This window comes from Mesorhizobium sp. M0207 (assembly GCF_040321995.1).
Taxonomy (GTDB): domain Bacteria; phylum Pseudomonadota; class Alphaproteobacteria; order Rhizobiales; family Rhizobiaceae; genus Mesorhizobium.
Genome location: NZ_JAMYSQ010000048.1, coordinates 1 through 19,823 on the forward strand (window position 1 = coordinate 1; position 19,823 = coordinate 19,823).

At 64.6% G+C, this 19,823-nt stretch carries 9 protein-coding genes; 7 read left to right on the forward strand and 2 right to left on the reverse strand.

Annotation, left to right across the window (positions count from 1 at the left end; all coding sequences use genetic code 11):
• Nucleotides 1–171: 171 nt before the first annotated feature.
• Complete coding sequence (gene hutC, locus NKJ15_RS32005) at nt 172–933, reverse strand: histidine utilization transcriptional repressor HutC (RefSeq protein ID WP_352682124.1); 762 nt, start codon at nt 931–933, stop codon at nt 172–174.
• Nucleotides 930–2,282 carry a formimidoylglutamate deiminase gene (locus tag NKJ15_RS32010; protein WP_352819686.1) on the reverse strand — a complete coding sequence of 451 codons (1,353 nt, stop codon included), beginning with the start codon at nt 2,280–2,282 and terminating at the stop codon, nt 930–932. The genes hutC and NKJ15_RS32010 overlap by 4 nt, the downstream gene beginning before the upstream one ends.
• A 98-nt stretch (nt 2,283–2,380) precedes the next feature.
• On the opposite strand from NKJ15_RS32010, the gene hutI reads away from it, so the two are divergent.
• The 7 genes from hutI to NKJ15_RS32045 all read left to right on the forward strand — a co-directional run bounded on the left by hutI (nt 2,381) and on the right by NKJ15_RS32045 (nt 19,661).
• Nucleotides 2,381–3,631 (forward strand): imidazolonepropionase, encoded by a 1,251-nt coding sequence (hutI, locus tag NKJ15_RS32015; RefSeq protein ID WP_352682120.1) that lies wholly within the window; start codon nt 2,381–2,383, stop codon nt 3,629–3,631.
• On the forward strand, nt 3,628–5,163 hold the full coding sequence (gene hutH, locus NKJ15_RS32020) for a histidine ammonia-lyase (RefSeq protein ID WP_352571517.1): 1,536 nt from the start codon (nt 3,628–3,630) through the stop codon (nt 5,161–5,163). The genes hutI and hutH overlap by 4 nt, the downstream gene beginning before the upstream one ends.
• A 409-nt stretch (nt 5,164–5,572) precedes the next feature.
• On the forward strand, nt 5,573–6,391 hold the full coding sequence (gene hutG, locus NKJ15_RS32025) for an N-formylglutamate deformylase (RefSeq protein ID WP_352819688.1): 819 nt from the start codon (nt 5,573–5,575) through the stop codon (nt 6,389–6,391).
• 32 nt (nt 6,392–6,423) lie between these two features.
• The gene (hutU, locus tag NKJ15_RS32030; protein WP_352819690.1) at nt 6,424–8,094 is read left to right on the forward strand and encodes a urocanate hydratase; all 1,671 of its coding nucleotides are present in this window, start codon (nt 6,424–6,426) and stop codon (nt 8,092–8,094) included.
• Between the two features lie 8 nt (nt 8,095–8,102).
• Nucleotides 8,103–8,690 carry a HutD/Ves family protein gene (locus NKJ15_RS32035; protein WP_352819692.1) on the forward strand — a complete coding sequence of 196 codons (588 nt, stop codon included), beginning with the start codon at nt 8,103–8,105 and terminating at the stop codon, nt 8,688–8,690.
• Nucleotides 8,691–8,957: 267 nt separating this feature from the next.
• Nucleotides 8,958–17,528 carry a glycoside hydrolase family 94 protein gene (locus tag NKJ15_RS32040; protein ID WP_352819694.1) on the forward strand — a complete coding sequence of 2,857 codons (8,571 nt, stop codon included), beginning with the start codon at nt 8,958–8,960 and terminating at the stop codon, nt 17,526–17,528.
• Nucleotides 17,529–17,891: 363 nt separating this feature from the next.
• Nucleotides 17,892–19,661 (forward strand): glucan ABC transporter ATP-binding protein/ permease, encoded by a 1,770-nt coding sequence (locus NKJ15_RS32045; protein WP_352819696.1) that lies wholly within the window; start codon nt 17,892–17,894, stop codon nt 19,659–19,661.
• Nucleotides 19,662–19,823 lie beyond the last annotated feature (162 nt).

Here is a 19,823-nt window from a genome sequence, read left to right on the forward strand (position 1 = left end):
CCGTCCGCCAGACTCAACTGACCCAGAACACGATCCACCATCGCGAATCTCCCTGCTCCAACCTCACAACAGAATCACTGATCGGCTTCTGTGCAAAGATCTCTTGTGGGGAGGGTTAGGGTGGGGGTCCATCTTCGTAAGAATCCAAATGCGATTGCCCTGCCTTGAGGGTTACCCCCTTGACGGCGTGAACCGCGCCACCAGCGTGTGGTTCTCTGCCGCATAGGTGAAGCGGACATGGGTGACGGGGTGCTCGGCGCTCCATGTCCGCCGCTCGATCACCAGGCACGGCGCACCGGTCTGGATGTCGAGCGCCGCCGCGATGTGCTTTTCGGCGGCAACGGCGCGAATCCGATGCTCGGCGGCACTCCACGGCACGCGCCCGATCAGCCACGGACCGGGCGCCGTGTCGAAAAACGCCTCTTCGACAGCCTCCGGCACGGCGGCCAGATTGATCAGCCGCTGCTCGTGGGCGAACGGCCGCTTGCCGGCGAAATGCCGGCATTCCAGCACCAGCACCGGCCCGGCGACGTCGAGTTCCAGCAGGGCGCGGTCGTCGGCGCTGCTGCGCCTTCTGTTTCGCGCCATGCGCTCATAGCGGTAGGGCAGGCCAAGTGCCTCGACCTCGATCCGGATGTCGTGGATTTCGAGAACGGCTGCCTGCGACTGCGGCTGGCGGACAAAACTGCCCGAGCGACGCCGGCGCTCGATCAGCCCGGCCTTGGCCAGTTGCGACAGGGCCTTGTTCACTGTCATGCGCGAACATCTGTATTCGGCCGTCAGTTCATGCTCGAACGGGATGCGGTGGCCGGGCGCCCAGGCACCCGACAGGATCCGTTCGCTGATGTCCGACAGGATGCGCTGGTGCAGCGAAAGAACCTCGCCGCCGTCCGCGCTTCCGGAATCCGCGCTTATTGTCCCGATCATGCTCATGCCGAAAGCGCCGTCATCACCTTGCGGAAGCGCTCGGCGATGGCATCGCGCCTGGCATGCATGCCGCCGCTGACCAGTTTCTTGCCATGCACCCAGACGCAATCGACCTTGGTGCCGTTGGCAAAAATCCAGGCATCAAGGATTGCATCGCCCGTCTTGCCGGCCAGCGATGGATGCTTGCCGTCGAGCGAGACGAAATCGGCCGAGGCACCTGCTGCGATCTGCGAGAGGCCGGCGCCCAACGCGGCACTGCCACCATCGAGCGCTGCATCGAACAAAGCACGGCCGGTCGAGCCACCGGCCACCGCCAGCACGTTGCGGGCGCGGTGGGCGAGGCGCTGCGAATATTCGAGCTGCCGCAACTCGTCCGGCAGGCCGATCAGTACGTTTGAATCCGAGCCGATGCCGAAGCGGCCGCCATGCTGCATGAACAAGGACGCGGCAAAGGTGCCGTCGCCGAGATTGGCCTCGGTGATCGGGCAGAGGCCGGCAACGGCGCCGCTTTTCGTCATTTGCACCGTCTCGGTCTCGGTCATGTGCGTAGCGTGGATGAGACACCAGCGCCGGTCGACCTTGGCGTTGGCAAGCAGCCATTCGACCGGCCGCGCCCCGGACCAGGCAAGGCAGTCCTCGACCTCCTTCATCTGCTCGGCGATGTGGATGTGGATCGGCCCCTCCGGCGCCATCACCGTGATGTCTTCCAGTTCCTCCGGTGTCACGGCACGCAGGCTGTGCGGGGCGACGCCGACGACGCCTTGATTCAGCGCGCGAATGGAGTCTCGGCATTTGTCAACAAGCCGCGAGAACTGGTTCACATCGTTGATGAACCGGCGCTGGCCTTCATTTGGCGCAGCGCCGCCGAAAGAGGAATGCGCGTAGGACACGGGCAGCAAAGTCAGCCCGATGCCTGTCTCGGACGCTGCGGCAACAATGCGCTGCGCCATCTCGGCGATGTCAGCATAGGGCCGGCCATCACGGTCGTGGTGGAGATAGTGAAACTCGCCGACGCGCGAGAACCCGGCCTCCAGCAACTCGACATAAAGCTGGGCCGCGACCGCCTCGACCTGGTCCGGCGTCATCGACAGCGCGAAACGGTACATCACCTCGCGCCAGCTCCAGAAACTGTCGGCGGAAGGGCCGCGCAATTCAGCAAGGCCGGCCATGCCGCGCTGGAAGGCATGGCTGTGCAGGTTCGGCATGCCGGACAAAAGGATGGCACGGCGCTCGTCGCCGGGCAGGAGCGAGGTATTCGCCTCGACCGTGGCGATCCTGCCGTCGGAGATGACGATCCGCACATTGCTGTGCCAGCCGTCGGGCAGAAGCGCCTGTTCTGCAAAGATTGCTGTCACGTTTTTCTCCAAATCCCGGTCTGCCGTGCGATGATAGCGCTTGCAGTGCCTTTTCATATGTATATACATAATCGTCGCCTATTGAAATGGAAAAGATGATGGCTGCAGAGAGCAAAAGCCGGGCAGGGGAGGTTCGCCTCTGGCGCAATGCGCGCCTCGCGACCATGGCCGAAAGCAGCCCCGGGTCAGGCGTTGTCGAGCACGGTGCAATCGCCGTGCGCAATGGCCGGATCGTCTATGCCGGGCCGGAAGCCGACATGCCGGCAGCGCTCCGCCCCAGAGCACTTGGCAAAGACGCCGAGGCGACCGACTGCGAAGGCCGCTGGATTACGCCCGGCCTGATCGACTGCCACACCCATCTGGTTCACGCCGACAACCGTGCCAATGAATTCGAGATGCGGCTGGCCGGCGCTACCTATGAAGAGGTTGCCAAGGCCGGCGGCGGCATCGTTTCCTCGGTCAAGGCACTGCGCGCCGCCGGCGAGGACGAGCTGGTCGCCCAGTCGCTGCCGCGCCTCGATGCGCTGATCGCCGAAGGCGTCACCACCGTCGAGATCAAATCCGGCTACGGTCTCGACCTCGAAAACGAGAAGAAGTCGCTGCGCGCCGCACGACGGCTCGGCGGTGAGCGGCCGGTGACGGTCAGGACCACTTTCCTCGGTGCTCATGCACTGCCGCCCGAAGCAAAAGGCGACAAGGACGCTTTTATCGATCTTGTCGCCAACGAGATTTTGCCGGCCGTCGCTGCCGAGGGCCTGGCCGATGCCGTCGACGGCTTTTGCGAAGGCATTGCCTTTTGGCCGGAGCAGATCGCCCGCGTGTTCGATGCCGCAAAGGCGGCGGGCCTGCCGGTCAAGCTCCATGCGGACCAGCTGTCCAATCTGCACGGCGCCGAACTTGCGGCGCGCTATGGTGCGCTATCGGCCGACCACCTCGAATACACCGACGAGGCCGGTGCGGCGGCGATGGCGAAGGCCGGAACCGTGGCGACCATCCTGCCCGGCGCCTACTACTTCATCCGCGAGACCAAGAAGCCGCCGATCGCCTTGTTTCGCCAGCATGGCGTCAGGATGGCCGTTGCCACCGACAACAATCCCGGCACGTCGCCGCTGACCTCGCTGCTGCTGACCATGAACATGGCCGCGACGTTGTTCGGCCTGACCGTCGATGAATGCCTTGCCGGCGTTACCCGCGAGGCTGCCCGCGCGCTCGGGCTGCTTGGACAGACCGGCACGCTGGAGGCCGGAAAATCCGCCGATCTGGCGATCTGGAACGTCGAGCGCCCGGCCGAACTCGTCTACCGCATGGGCTTCAACCCGCTGCATGCCCGCATCTGGAGGGGACAATGACCGAACTCAAGCTAAGGCCGGGCAATGCCACGCTGGCCGATTGGCGCGCCATCTATCGCGGCGCCGCACTGAGGCTCGACGATGCCTGTCGGCCGAAGATCAAGGCCAGCGCCGAGGCCGTCGCCAGGATCGTTGCCAAGGGCGAGCCGGTCTATGGCATCAATACCGGCTTCGGCAAGCTGGCCAGCGTCCGCATCCCCGCCGCCGATCTGGAAACGTTGCAGCGAAATATCGTGCTGTCTCATGCCGCCGGCGTCGGCGAGCCGATGCCCGTCGCAATCTGCCGGCTGATGATGGCGCTGAAGCTGGCCAGCCTGGCACAGGGCGCCTCCGGCGTGCGGCCGCGGACGATCGAGCTGATCGAGGCGATGCTGGCCAACGACGTTATCCCCGTGGTGCCGGCGCAAGGCTCGGTCGGCGCTTCCGGCGACCTTGCGCCGCTGTCGCACATGACCGCCGTGATGATCGGCGTCGGCGAGTGCTTTACCCCGCATGGCCGCTTTCCCGCCAAGGTCGCCTTCGTTTCGCACGGCCTGGAGCCGGTGACACTGGGCGCCAAGGAAGGCCTGGCGCTGCTCAACGGTACCCAGTTTTCGACCGCCTATGCGCTTGCCGCTTTGTTCGAGGCGGAAGTGCTCTACCAGTCGGCACTGGTCGCCGGCGCGCTGTCGACCGATGCCGCCAAGGGCTCCGACGCTCCGTTCGATCCACGCATCCATCTGCTCAGGAAACATCGCGGCCAGATCGAGACGGCCGAGGCGTTGCGCAATTTGATGGCCGGCAGCGCCATCCGTGAATCGCACCGCGTCGGCGACGAGCGCGTGCAGGATCCGTATTGCCTGCGCTGCCAGCCGCAGGTGATGGGCGCAGCACTCGACGTGCTCCGCAAGGCCGCCGAGACGCTTGGCACCGAGGCCAACGGCGTCACCGACAATCCGCTGATCTTTGCCGAGGACGACTCCGCACTTTCGGGCGGCAATTTCCATGCCGAGCCGGTCGCCTTCGCCGCCGACATGATCGCACTCGCCGTCTGCGAGATCGGCTCGCTGTCGGAGCGGCGCATCGCCATGCTGGTCGACCCGGCGCTGTCGGGCATGCCGGCGTTTCTCACGCCCAAGCCGGGTCTGAATTCCGGTTTCATGATCCCTCAGGTCACGGCGGCAGCACTGGTTTCTGAAAACAAGCAAAAGGCCTATCCGGCCAGCGTCGATTCGATCCCGACCTCGGCCAACCAGGAAGACCACGTCTCGATGGCGGCGCATGGCGCGCGCCGCCTCATCGGCATGGTCGAGAATGCGACGGCCGTCATCGGCATCGAATTGCTGGCCGCCGCGCAAGGCTGCGATTTCCACGCACCGCTGGCCTCGAGCGCGGCACTGGAGGCGGTGCGCCGGCTGGTCAGGGCAGAGGTGCCGCATCTCGACAACGACCGGCACTTCCACCCCGACATGGAGAAGGCCATCGCCATGATACGCAGCGGCGCGGCGGTGAAGGCCGCGGGTGCGGTGAAACTGCCGGGCGTTGCGTCATGAGGCGGTGTACCGTGACAGGTCGCGTTCTGTCGCGCCCCCCTCTGTCCTGCCGGACATCTCCCCCTCCAGGGGGGAGATTGGCTGTCGTCTCGGCTTTCGCCAATCTCCAGCGTTGCAGGACTGAGCGAGGCGCCGAAGCTGCCAATCTCCCCACTAGAGGGGGAGATGTCCGGCAGGACAGAGGGGGGCGCTGTCCCGCCGACCTCACCCCGGCAACACCGAAACTTTCAAATCCAGAAACAAAAAACCCGCCTCAAAGGCGGGTCGTCGGGCCGAATCAGCACTATACCGAAATTAGTAGCATAGCTGCCGGCACAAAGCAAGAACAAAATGCGTTGCGAGCGATAAAAACCGAAGTCGGTGTTCAAGGACGATTGCAAAGTCGCGTTCCTTCGCGCGGAGACTTCCGATGACCTCACCCTCCTGGCTCACCGTCACCCAAGGCACAGCACCCCTGCTGGTTTCGATCCCGCATACCGGCATCGATCTCGCCGGCCTCGACAGCCGGCTGGTCTCGCCCTGGCTCGGCCGCCGTGACGCCGACTGGTGGATCGACAAGCTTTATGACTTCGCCGAGAGCCTCGGCGCGACGGTCGTGCATACGGCGATTTCGCGCACCGTTATCGACGTCAACCGCGATCCGTCCGGCGTTTCGCTCTACCCCGGCCAGACGACGACCGGGCTCTGCCCGACAGAGACCTTTGACGGCGATCAGCTCTACCGCAAGGGTGAAGAGCCGGGGCCGTCTGAGATCGACGAGCGCCGCGAGAAGTTCTTCGTACCCTATCATGCCGCCCTGCAGGCTGAGATCGACAGGCTGCACGCTTTGCATGGGAAGGTCGTCGTCTATGACTGCCATTCGATCCGCTCGGTGCTGCCGCGCCTTTTCGAAGGCAAATTGCCGGTCTTCAATCTCGGCACCAATGACGGCAAGAGCGCCGATCCGACGCTGCAAGCGACGGTTGGCCAGATCCTCGCCGAAACCTGCGAGAGTTACGTCGTCAACGGCCGCTTCAAGGGCGGCTGGATCACGCGCCATTTCGGCCAGCCGCAAGCCGGCGTCCACGCGCTGCAGATGGAACTCTCCAACCGCGGCTATATGCGCGAGCCCGAAGGCAAGGGCGAACCGGCTAACTGGCCGGTGCCTTACGAGGCCGAATTCGCGGCGCCGATCCGCGTCACGCTGAAGAAGATCCTGGAAACCGCGATCGCCTGGGCCGAACGCTGACGCGCGGTGCACCTCACTCGAAAGGGACAATCATGACCGATCCTCGCCACAACATCCGTGAAGTGCGCAGCCCGCGCGGCAGCGAGCTCAACGCCCGCACCTGGCTGACGGAAGCGCCGTTGCGCATGCTGATGAACAATCTCGACCCAGACGTCGCCGAAAACCCCAACGAACTGGTCGTCTATGGCGGCATCGGCCGGGCGGCGCGCACCTGGAACGATTTCGACCGCATCGTTGCCTCGCTGAAGACGCTTGGCGACGACGAGACGTTGTTGGTGCAATCGGGCAAGCCGGTCGGCGTGTTCCGCACTCATCCTGACGCCCCGCGTGTGCTGATCGCCAACTCGAATCTCGTGCCGCACTGGGCGACATGGGAGAAATTCAACGAGCTCGATAGAAAGGGCCTGATGATGTACGGCCAGATGACGGCCGGCTCGTGGATCTACATCGGCACGCAAGGCATCGTGCAGGGCACCTACGAGACCTTCGTCGAGGCCGGCCGCCAGCATTATGGCGGCAATCTCAGGGGCAAATGGATCCTGACCGGCGGCCTCGGCGGCATGGGCGGTGCCCAGCCGCTCGCCGCGGTGATGGCCGGCGCCTGCTGCCTGGCCGTCGAATGCGATCCCGATCGCATCGATTTCCGGCTGCGCACCCGCTATGTCGATGAGCGCGCCGACACGCTCGACGAGGCTCTGGAAAAGATCGAGCGCTGGACCAAAGCCGGTGAGGCGAAATCGGTTGGCCTGGTCGGCAACGCCGCCGACATCCTGCCGGAACTGGTGCGGCGCGGCGTGCGCCCCGACATCGTCACCGACCAGACCTCGGCGCATGACCCGCTCAACGGCTATCTGCCCAAGGGCTGGTCGCTGGCCGAGTGGCGCGAGAAACGCACCTCCGACCCGAAGGCCGTCGAAAAAGCTGCCCGCGCGTCGATGCGCGAGCATGTCGAGGCGATGGTGGCGTTCTGGAACGCCGGCGTGCCGACGCTCGACTACGGCAACAACATCCGCCAGGTGGCGAAGGAGGAGGGATTCGAGAATGCTTTTGCCTTCCCGGGTTTCGTGCCGGCTTACATCCGTCCGCTGTTTTGCCGCGGCATCGGCCCGTTCCGCTGGGCAGCGCTTTCCGGCGATCCCGAGGATATCTACAAGACCGACGCCAAGGTGCGCGAGGTGACCCCCGGCAACACCCATCTGCACAACTGGCTCGACATGGCGCGTGAGCGCATCGCCTTCCAGGGCCTGCCGGCGCGCATCTGCTGGGTTGGGCTTGGCGATCGCCACCGGCTCGGCCTCGCCTTCAACGAGATGGTCGCCAGGGGCGAACTGAAAGCGCCGGTGGTCATCGGCCGCGATCACCTCGATTCCGGCTCGGTCGCCTCGCCGAACCGCGAGACGGAGGCGATGAAGGACGGCTCCGATGCCGTCTCCGACTGGCCGTTGCTCAATGCCTTGCTCAACACCGCGTCCGGCGCCACCTGGGTGTCGCTGCACCATGGCGGCGGCGTCGGCATGGGCTTTTCGCAGCATGCCGGCATGGTCATCGTCGCCGACGGCACGCCCGAGGCGGCCAAGCGCCTGGAGCGGGTTCTGTGGAACGATCCGGCGACCGGCGTCATGCGTCACGCCGATGCCGGCTATGACATCGCGATCGAGTGCGCCCGGGAGAACCAGCTCAACCTGCCCGGCATTTTGGGCTGAGCCGCGCCTTGCGCATCCTTCGGGCAGCCGAATACCGGTCGATGCCGTGGAAGAACGGCGGCGGGGTGACGACGGAGATTGCCGTCTCGCCGCCAGGTGCCGGGCTCGACGATTTCGACTGGCGCGTCTCGATGGCGCGCGTCGAGGGCGGCGGGCCGTTCTCCGGCTTCGCCGGCGTCGATCGGACCTTGGCCCTGCTGGAAGGCGAGGGCATGGTCCTCGACATCGCCGGCCGGCTACCGGTCGAAATCACCAAGGCTTCCGCACCGCTTGCCTTTCCGGCCGACGTGCCGACGCAAGCCACGCTGATCGCCGGTCCGATCACCGACCTCAACGTCATGACCCGCCGCGCCCGGGCGATCCACACGGTCGAGCGCCTGCTGATTTCGGCTCCGACGGAGATCCAGGCCGAAGCCGATGAAACACTCATCCTGTGCGTCGACGGCGAACTCAGCGTGGTCGGCGCGGCGCCCATGCAACTTGGCCCGCTCGACGCGCTGTTGCCCGGGACGCAAGTGCCGGAACTGCGCCTCGATCCGGTCCGGCCGGCCATGCTGTTCGTGATCCGCATCGACCGCATTGCCGGCAACGATTAACGTCTGTTTCCAAACATGATCGTGACGCCGGCCAAATATCGCGTAAGCTGGTCGCTGCATCACGAAAAAGCCTGAATCTTCCGCCGATCAGAAGCCGAAACGATGCTCATAGTGCTCGCCTGGAAGTTGTCGAAAGACGGCATCTTGTCGTGGTGCGGAAACAAACTTTCGGCCAAGTGTTGCGATGCAACCAATTGCATTTGGACCGGTTTTAGGGACATTGCCGTGGCGGTGACGCCGCACTGCGTCCCCAACACGGAACCTTAGATGAATATCCAGACCAATCTCGCACAGATCGAAAAGACGAGCGCCAGCTTCCCGGCTGTCACCGACGAGCCGATACGCTCCAATTTCCTGCCGGAAGATCGGCTGCGCGCTGTGGGCGCAGCCCTTGCCAATGGCGATGCCAAGGACTTGTTCGGTCTGACGCCTTTCGATTTTCAGGCGCGCATCCGCGACAGCGCCAGGAAAATTCTCGATGTCTACCGTTCCACCAACGCTGCCCAGGCGAGGGGCGAAACGATCACGCCCGCGGCGCAGTGGCTGCTCGACAACAACTACCTAGTCGAGGAGACCATTTTTCAGGTCAAGCGCGACCTGCCGCGCCGCTTCTACCGTCAGTTGCCGACGCTGAAACTGTCCGACGGATCCAGCGTGCCGCGCGCACTGGCGGTCGCGTGGACCTATGTCGCGCATTCCGACAGTTCCGTCTCGTCGGCCATGTTCAAGGCGATTGTCGAAGGCTTCCAGTCCGTCGAGCCGCTGAAGATCGGCGAATTATGGGCGCTGCCGTCGCTGCTGCGCTTCGTCCTGATCGAGAACCTTCGCCGGATCGCGGTCCGCGTCAATCGCACGCGGGAACTGCGCCAGATCGCCAACGAGGTCGCCGACCGTGTGCTGGCGACGGACGACAGCGCCGACCGGCAGGCGATACTTTCCCACTACAGCGCCCATGCGCAGGACACCACCTTCGCCACCCAGTTGCTCTACCGGCTGCGTGACGGCTCGCAAAATGCCGGCAGGGCGCTGGAATGGCTGGAGGGCGAGCTGGAACGGACCGGCTCCGACGCCGAGGAGATCATCCTCAGCGAGCACCACACGCTGTCCAGCGGCAACGTGACCACCGGCAACATCATCCGCGGCCTGCGCCTGATCAACGACATCGACTGGACGGTGTGGTTCGAGGGCGTCAGCCGCATCGACACCTTGCTGCGCGAACGCACCGATTTCGCCGCGCTCGATTTCTTTTCGCGCGACCAGTACCGGACTGCGATCGAGGAGCTGGCGCGCCGTTCCGATCTCTCCGAATTTCGCGTTGCCGAAAGGGCGATCGAGCTCGCCGGCCATGCTGCCGCTGCACCGGGCTCCGAAACCGGTCCGATCGCTCACACCGACGTCGGCTTCTTTCTGGTCGGCCCGCGCCGGCAGGAGCTCGAGCGGTCGATCGGCTACCGGCCGACCATCGGCAAGACGCTCAACCGGACCTTCCGCAAGACCGGATGGCTGGGCATTGTCGTGCCGGTGTTTGCGCTGACGGTCCTGCTTCTGGTCGTTTCCGGCAATGCGCTTGCCAATCTCGGCCTGTCGGTGCCGTCGATCGTCCTGATGCTGGCCCTGTTCGCGGTGCCGGCCAGCGAAGGCGCGCTCGCGTTCTTCAACACCGTCGTCTCGCTGTTTTTGAAGCCGACGCGTCTCATCGGCTATGATTTCAGGCACGGTGTGCCGCCCGAGGCGCGCACGCTGGTGGTGGTGCCGTCGCTGATCGGCTCGCGCGACGATGTCGAGGAGAACATCCGCAACATCGAGGTGCATCACCTCGCCAACACGGCGGGCGAAGTCTATTTCGCGCTGCTTTCCGACTGGCCGGACTCCAAGACCGAGATCGATACGGCGGATGTCGAAATCCTCGAATTCGCCCGCGCCGAAATCGCCAGGCTGAACGCCCGCTATCCCTCGGAAGGGGCGCCGCGCTTTTATCTGCTGCATCGGCGCCGGCTCTACAACGCGTCGCAAGGCGTCTGGATGGGCTGGGAGCGCAAGCGCGGCAAGCTGCACGAATTGAACCTTCTGCTGCGCGGAGACAGCGACACCACCTTCCTGCCGTTGGAAGTGCCATTGCCGGAGAGCGTCGTCCACGTGATGACGCTGGACGCCGACACCCGCACCACCCGCGACGCCGTCGCTGCGCTGGCCGGCAAGCTTTGCCACCCGCTCAACCGTCCGCATTTCGATGTCGCACGGCGCGAGGTTACGGCAGGTTATTCCATCCTGCAGCCGCGCATCACCGCGTCGCTGACCAGTGGCGACGAGGCGTCGTTCTTTCAGCGTGTCTTTTCCGCCAATCGCGGGCTCGATCCGTACGTCTTTGCCGTGTCGGACCTCTACCAGGACATCTTCGGCGACGGTTCCTTCACCGGCAAGGGTCTTTACCATGTCGACGCCTTCGAGGCGGCGCTGAAGGGTCGCATCGAGGAAAACACCATCCTCAGCCATGATCTGCTCGAAGGCGCCCTGGCGCGCTCGGCCTTGGTCACCGACGTCGAACTGGTCGAGGACTATCCGACCCGCTATTCGGTCGATGCGTCGCGCCACCATCGCTGGGCACGCGGCGACTGGCAGCTTCTGGGCTTCATCCTTGGCCCACGCTCAAACGTGCCGGCGCTGTCGCGCTGGAAGATGGTGGACAATCTGCGCCGCTCGGTGACGCCGATCTTCTGGGTGATGGCCGCGATCGCCGGCTGGACGTTGCTGCCCTTCACGCAGGCCGCGCAATGGCAGGCGCTGCTGATCCTTACGCTGTTCATGGCGCCCACTTTCGACATCGTCAACGCCATCCTGCCGAAGAGCGGCGATCAGACGCCGCGCGGCCATTTCTCGGCACTGGCACGCGACGTTGCCTTCGGCACCGCTCTGGTGGCGCTGAAGATCGTGCTGATGGCGCATCTTGCCTGGATGATGGGCGACGCGATCATCCGCACGCTCTACCGCCTGTTCGTCAGCCGCCAGAACCTGCTCGAATGGCGCACCGCCTCGCAGGCACACAAGGGCGGCGACAACGATCTCGGCTCCTACTACAGCATCATGTACGGCGCGGTGATCATCGGCGTCGTCGGCCTCGCTGTCCCGGTGCTGGCCGATTCCACCGGCGCCTTCGTCGCCTTCTTCTTTGCCTTGTTCTGGATCGGCTCGCCCGCCATCGCCTGCTGGATCAGCCGTTCGGCCGAAACCGAGGACCGCCTGCGCATATCGGCCGCCGACATCCACGCGCTGCGCACCGTGGCGCGGCGTACATGGCACTATTTCGAGACCTTCGTGACGGCCGAGCATCACAATCTGCCGCCGGATAATTTCCAGGAAAGCCCGGCCCCCGTGGTGGCGCCCCGCACCTCGCCGACCAATATCGGCGTCTACCTGCTGTCGGTGATTTCGGCACGCGATTTCGGCTGGATCAGCCTCTCCGACGCCGTCAACCGCATCGACGCGACCATGTCGACCATCGAGAGCATGCCGCGCGATCGCGGCCATCTCTTCAACTGGTATGACACGACGACCCTGAAGCCGCTCTACCCGCTGTACATTTCGGCGGTCGACAGCGGCAATCTCGCCGGCCATCTGGTGGCCGTGGCCGCTGCCTGCGCCGAATGGGCCGAAGCGCCGTCGGTGCATGTGCAGGGCGACTTCGAAGGCATCCTCGATACTGTCACCATCCTCGATGAAAGCCTTGAGGAACTGCCCGACGACCGGCGTCAATTGCGGCCCTTGCGCCAGCGGCTCGCCGACCGTCTCGACGGCATGCGGCGGGCGGTCGAATTGATCAAGGCGCAGCCGGAGATGGCGTCGATCCGTACCATCAACCTGGCCGTCCTGGCCGGCGAGATACGCAAGCTCGCGACAGCCATCCACACCGAGGCCGCGTCGACCCAGAGCGACACCATCGCCGATTGGGCGGCCAGGCTCGAAGCCACCTGCGAGGCGCATGTGCACGACGCGCACAGCGACGAAAACGCGGTCGCGGCATTGCGGGCCAAGCTTCTGACCTTGCGCGAGCGCACGCGCCGCTTCGCCTTCGAGATGGATTTCTCGTTCCTGATGCGGCCCGAACGCAAGCTCTTGTCGATCGGTTACCGGGTCGAGGAGCATCAGCTCGACGAAAGCTGCTACGACCTTTTGGCCTCCGAGGCGCGGCTGACCAGCCTGTTCGCCATCGCCAAGGGCGATTTGCCGACCGAGCACTGGTTCCGGCTCGGCCGGCCGATCGTCGAGATCGGCTTCCAGGGCGCACTGATGTCCTGGTCCGGCTCGATGTTCGAATATCTGATGCCGCCACTGGTGATGAAGGAGCCGCAAGGCAGCATTCTCAACCAGACCAGCAAGCTCATCATCAAGCGCCAGATCCAGTATGGCCGTTCGAAGAACGTTCCCTGGGGGATTTCGGAAGCGGCCTACAACGCCCGCGACCGTGAACTGACCTATCAGTACACCAATTTCGGCGTGCCCGGGCTCGGCCTGAAGCGCGGCCTTGGCCAAAACACGGTGATCGCGCCTTACGCGACCGTGCTCGCAGCGCAGTTCACGCCGCATGAATCCGTCCAGAACCTGGCCAGGCTGAGGCGGCTGGGCGCACTGGGCCGGCACGGTTTTTACGACGCGGTGGATTTCACGCCGCAACGCGTCCCCGAGGGCACCGACCATGCCGTCGTGCTCAACTACATGGCCCACCACTCCGGCATGTCGATTGCGGCAGTTGCCGATGCGATCTTCGAAGGGCGCCTGCGCGACCGCTTCCACAGCGATCCGGTGATCGAGTCGGCCGAATTGCTGCTGCAGGAAAGGGCGCCGCGCGACATCCCGACTGCGACCGTCAGGACCGAGGCCGACGAGCGCTCGAAGGACGAGACCGAGCTGGAAAGCCCGGATACCCGCATCGTGCTCGATCCGCTCAGGGCGCTCCGCTCGACCAGTGTCATGTCCAATGGCCGCTATTCGGTCATGGTGACCGCCACCGGCTCCGGCTACAGCCGCTGGGGCGAGCTTGCCGTCACGCGCTGGCAGCCGGATCCGACCGAGGACCGCCTTGGTTCCTATATTTTCCTGCGCGACGCCAGCAACGGCGACTGGTGGTCGGCCACCGCCGAGCCGAAGCGCGCCGCCGGCGAGCGTGCGCAGACGCTGTTCTCCGACGACAAGGCGAGCTTCGTCAAATCGATTGGATCGCTGCGTTCGGAAGTCGAGTGCATCGTCATCTCGGAAGGCAATGGTGAGGGCCGACGGGTGACGCTCCACAATGATGGCCCCGCCGACCGGCATATCGAAGTAACCTCGTTTGCCGAACTGGTGCTGGGCTCCGAGCCCTCGGATAATGCCCATCCGGCTTTTTCGAAGATGTTCGTGGAAACCGAGATCGCGCCGAACAACGGCGCGATCTTCGCCACCAGGCGCAAGCGCGAAAAGGACGAACCCGACGTCACCATGGTGCATTTCGTCACCGACCCGTCTGGATCGGCGCGAGACGCCGAGGCGGAAACCGACAGGCGCGCCTTCATCGGCCGCGGCCGCACCATCACCGAAGCGGCGGCCTTTGATCCCGGCGCCAAGCTTGGCGGCCATTCCGGCTTCACCCTGGATCCGATCGCATCGCTTCGCCGGCAGGTGCGCGTGCCGGCCAACAAGAAGATTTCGCTGACGTTCTGGACCGTCGTCGGTACCCATCGCGCCGAATTGGATGCCGCCATCGCACGGCTCGACCATCCCGAAAGCTTCGCCCGCCAGGCGATGCTCGCCTGGACGCGCTCGCAGGTACAGACCCGGCACCTTGGCCTCAGCCTGTCCGACGCCGCCAATGTGCAGAAGCTGGCGCGCTATCTGATCTATCCCGATCCGTTCCTGCGCCTTCCGGGCGAATCCATCGTCTCCGGGCTCGGCAGGCAGTCCAGCCTGTGGCCGACCAGCATATCCGGCGATTTTCCGATTTTCCTGGTCAGGATCGCCGATGTCGCCGATCTGGAGATCGTCGCCCAGGCGCTTCGCTTCCAGGAATACATGCGCGCCCGCGGCATGATGATCGACTTTGTCGTCGTCAACGAGCAGGCGTCGTCCTACGTGCAGGACCTGCAGCGCGCGGTGGAGACGCTGTGCGAAAACAGCCGGTTGCGCGGCAAGGAACTCGGACCCCGCCAGCACATCTTCGCGGTGCGCCGCGATCTGATGGAGGAAACGACCTACCGGACCTTGCTCGCCGTCGCTCGGGTGGTGCTGCATACGCGCAACGGCACCATCTTCGACCAGATCGAGCGTGCCGAGGCCGCGGCACTGCAGGCGCGGGACGCCGCCCTCCAGCCGGCAGACCTTGCAGCGCTTCGCGAGCCGTCCTTGCCGGTGCCGACGTCGCAAGTATCTGCCGCCCAGGCACTGATCGAGGGCCGCGTCGACGGCAGCGGGCTCGACCAATGGAACGGTTTCGGCGGCTTCGACGGCGGCGGACGCCACTACGTCGTGCGTCTTGCCGGCCGGCGCACGACGCCGCAGCCGTGGATCAACGTCATCTCCAACCCATCGTTCGGGTTCCACATTTCGGCTGAAGGCGCTGCCTTCACCTGGAGCCGCAACAGCCGCGACTATCAGTTGACGCCATGGTCGAACGATCCGGTCACCAACCGGCCGGGCGAGGGCATCTACATCTACGATCACGCCAGTGGCAGGGCGTTCTCGCCAATGGCTGCCGTGGTGCGTGATCCGACAATGACCTACGAAACCTGGCACGGGCAGGGTTTTTCGACGTTCCGCTCAAAACGCGGGCCGCTGTCGATGGACCTGACCCATGTCGTCGATCCCGTCGATCCGGTGAAGATATCGCGGCTGCGCATCCAGAATTCGGGTTCGGTGCCGATGCGGCTGCGCGTCTACGCCTATGCGGAATGGGTTCTTGGCGGCCATCGCTCGCGCACCGCTGCAAGCATCGTTCCGTCGAGGGATGCCGCAACCGGTGCATTGCTGGCGCAAAATCCCTATGGGCTCGATTTCGGCGAGCGGATCGCCTTTCTGGCCGCCGACGGTGCTGTGCATTCGGTCACCGCCGATCGCGGCGAGTTCATCGGCAGGCAAGGCACGAGCGAGTTTCCGCATGCCGTGCTGAGCGGCGCCGGCCTGTCCGGCCGTGTCGAGGCCGGCGACGATCCCTGCGCGGCCATCGCACGCGACATCGACATCGCTGCCGGCGGCGACGTCACGCTGCTCTGGCTGCTCGGCGACGCGGCCTCGCCCGAGGCGGCCAGCGCGCTGGTGCAGACCCATCGCTCCAGGGATTTCGATCAGCGGCTGGCCGACAACGAGCGCACATGGCGCGGCTTTCTCGACACAATCCAGGTCGAGACGCCGGACAAGGCACTCGACGCTATGGTCAATCACTGGCTGCCCTATCAGAGCCTGGCCTGCCGCATCCGTGCCCGCTCGGCGTTCTATCAGGCGAGCGGTGCCTTCGGCTTCCGCGATCAGTTGCAGGATACCTTGGCTTTGCTGGCGCATGACCCCAAGCTGGCGCGCGATCAGATCCTCAATGCGGCGCGGCGGCAATTCCCCGAAGGCGACGTACAGCATTGGTGGCTGCCGCGCACCGAGGCCGGCGTCCGCACCATGATCTCGGACGACGTGGTCTGGCTGGCCCACGCCACGGCCCGCTATCTGCTGGTGACCGGCGACACCGCGATCCTGAAGGAGCAACTGCCCTTCATCGAAGGGCAGGCGCTGGGCGAAGGCGAGCACGATGCCTTCTTCATCCCGGAAATCTCGAAGAAGACAGCCTCGCTCTACGACCATTGCGCGCGGGCGCTCGATCTTGCCGTCAAGCGCAGCAGCCCAGCCGGGCTGCCGCTGATCCTCGGTGGCGACTGGAACGACGGCATGAACCGCGTCGGCGAGCACGGCAAGGGCGAGAGCGTATGGCTGGGCTGGTTCCTGCTGAAGACGCTGGGCGACTTTGCCGCTGTCGCCAAGGCTGAGCGCGATGCCAAGCGCGTGCAGGCCTGGACGAAGCACGCCGAGGTGCTGAAACGGGCGCTGGAAAGCACCGCCTGGGATGGCGAGTGGTATCGGCGCGGCAGTTTCGACGACGGCACGCCGCTCGGCTCGCGCAAGTCGGACGAGTGCAAGATCGACTCGATCGCCCAGTCCTGGAGCGTGCTTTCGGGCGAGGGCGACCCGGCGCGGTCGGCCACGGCAATGGCGCAGGCGATGAAAGCGCTCGTCGACGACGACCTCAACATCGTCAAACTGTTCACCCCGCCCTTCTCGAAGACGGAAAAGGACCCGGGCTACATCAAGAGCTATCCGCCGGGGGTCCGTGAAAACGGCGGCCAATACACGCACGCGGCAACATGGTTCGTCATTGCGCTCGCCGAAATGGGCCGCACCGACGATGCCTACCGCTGCCTTTCAATGCTCAATCCGGTCTACCATGCGCGCGATGAAGCCGCGGCAGAGCGCTACCGCGTGGAACCTTATGTCGTCGCGGCCGATGTTTATTCCGGGCAAGACAAGGGCGGCCGCGGCGGCTGGACCTGGTATACCGGGTCGGCGGGCTGGCTTTATCGCGCCGCGGTCGAGAGCATTCTCGGCATAGAGCGCCGCGGACAGCGCCTCCAGTTCACGCCGAGGCTTCCTAGCCATTGGGACGGCTATTCGGCAACTCTGAAGATGCTGGGCGCCGAGATCAAGGTACGCGTCGTCCGCGACAAAAAGGCCCGGGCCATCTCACTTGAAGTGAATGGCACGAAGACCAAATCTTCGTCCTTCGAGCCAAAAGCCGGAGATAGCGCCGAGGTGGTCGTCAGAATACCGGCCTAGATTCAAGGGTTTGGAGCGTGGCTTAGCGTTCCCAGGGCACGCACGGGCGCTCCAAGTGCCTCTACCGGTTATATTTGCGTTTGACCTTGCTGAATGCCTGCACACGACTTTAGACGTCGTGCCCAGGGTCTTGCTGATTAAAATTGTGGCAGTGCTTTCGAGCTGCCATGATTTTGCCGCAACGCTGACATTTCACCTTTTATCTCAAACTGTTAGACGATCACGGCAAATTTCGAAGCGTCGTCATCTTTTGTTCGCGGAATGGGAACGGAAGAGCTAGACGAGCATTGTTTTGCGACGCGTCAACCGATACGAGTCAAAAAATGACGCACTGCACCATAAATAATTGGCGGAGTAGCTGAAGTGTCACTTCTGCAAATCTACTGGCGAGCCCTTGGTTATCTCGCTGCCGACAGGAAACGCGTTGCGTTTATCTGCGGGGCGAATGTCGCGCTTGCCATTATCGCCATTCTCGAGCCGATCATGTTCGGCCGGGTGATCGATGCCATTTCGGACCGCGGCTCGGTATTCGCGACGCTCGCAATGTGGGCCGGCCTCGGCGCGTTCAACATCATCGCCTTCGTGCTGGTGGCGCGCGGCGCCGACCGCTTTGCCCACCAGCGGCGCAGCGAGGTTCTTTGCCAGTCGTTCGAGCGCGTGATCACCATGCCGCTTGCCTGGCATCATCAGCGCGGCACCTCCAATTCCCTGCACACGCTCCTGCGCGCGGTCGAGACCTTGTTCAGCCTCTGGCTGGAATTCATGCGGCAGCATCTGTCGACGGCGGTTGCGTTGGTCCTGCTGGTGCCCACCGCGCTCAGCATGGATATCCGCATGTCGATGGTGCTGCTGGCGCTTGGCGCGCTCTATGTCGGCATCGGACGGCTGGTGATGCGGCGCACCAAGGAAGGCCAGGCGGCCGTGGAGCGGCACTACCACAAGGTATTTGCGCATGTGACCGACTCGGTCAGCAACGTCGCCGTCCTGCAGAGCTACAACCGCATCGGCCATGAGACCGAGGCGCTGAAGTGCTACGTCAAGAACCTGCTCGACGCACAGAATCCGGTGCTCGACTGGTGGGCGATGGCCAACGCGCTGCACCGCCTGTCGTCGACGATTTCGATGATGGTGGTGCTCTTGATCGGCGCCTATCTGGTGACGCACGGCCAGTTGCGCATCGGCGACGTCATCGCCTTTACCGGCTTTGCCACGCTGCTGATTGCCCGGCTCGACCAGATGTCGGCCTTCGCCAACCAGATTTCCGAGGCGCGCGCCAAGCTCGAGGAATTCTATCATCTCGAGGACTCTGCATCCGACGCCGCCGAGCCCGATGGGCTGCGCGATCTCGTCAACGTCACCGGTCATGTGCGTTTCGAGAATGTCTGCTTCGAGTTCGGCAATTCCGGGCAGGGCGTCGACGACGCGTCGTTCGAGGTCCAGGCCGGCCAGACCGTCGCCATCGTCGGCCCGACGGGCGCCGGCAAGACGACGCTCATCAACCTTCTGCAGCGCGTCTTCACCCCGTCCAGCGGCCGTATCCTGATCGACGGCATCGACACCCGCACGGTGACCCGCAAGTCGCTGCGCCATTCGATCGCCACCGTCTTCCAGGATGCCGGCCTGCTCAACCGCTCGATCGAGGACAACATCCGCGTCGGCCGCGCGGAGGCGAGCTATGACGAGGTCCATGCCGCGGCCAATGCCGCCGCCGCGCAGGATTTCATCCTGTCAAAGTGCGAGGGCTACGACACGGTCGTCGGCGAACGCGGCGGACAGCTGTCCGGTGGCGAGCGCCAGCGCATCGCGATCGCCCGCGCCGTGCTGAAGGACGCGCCCATCCTGGTTCTCGACGAGGCGACCAGCGCGCTCGACGTCGAGACGGAAGACCGCGTCAAGGACGCCATCGACGAATTGCGGCGCGGCCGCACCACCTTCATCATTGCCCACCGCCTGACCACCGTTCGCGACGCCGATCTGGTCGTGTTCATGGACAAGGGCCGGGTGGTCGAGATGGGCGGGTTCACCGAACTGTCGCTGCGCAACGGTCGCTTCGCCAGCCTGCTGCGCGCCGGCGGCCTGCTCAACGACGAGGAGGTCCGCCGCCTCAGCCGTCCGGTGAACGAAGCCGCCTGAACGCTTTCCCTTCTCCCCTTGTGAGATCCACAGTGGAAGGCGGGCTATCGCAGGTGGAAAGCCGAGGCTTTCGCTCTACGATGTACCCCCACCCCTAACCCCTCCCCACAAGGGGGAGGGAGACTTCCGTTGGCGCTGACCTCGGCAAATTTGCCTGCCTTT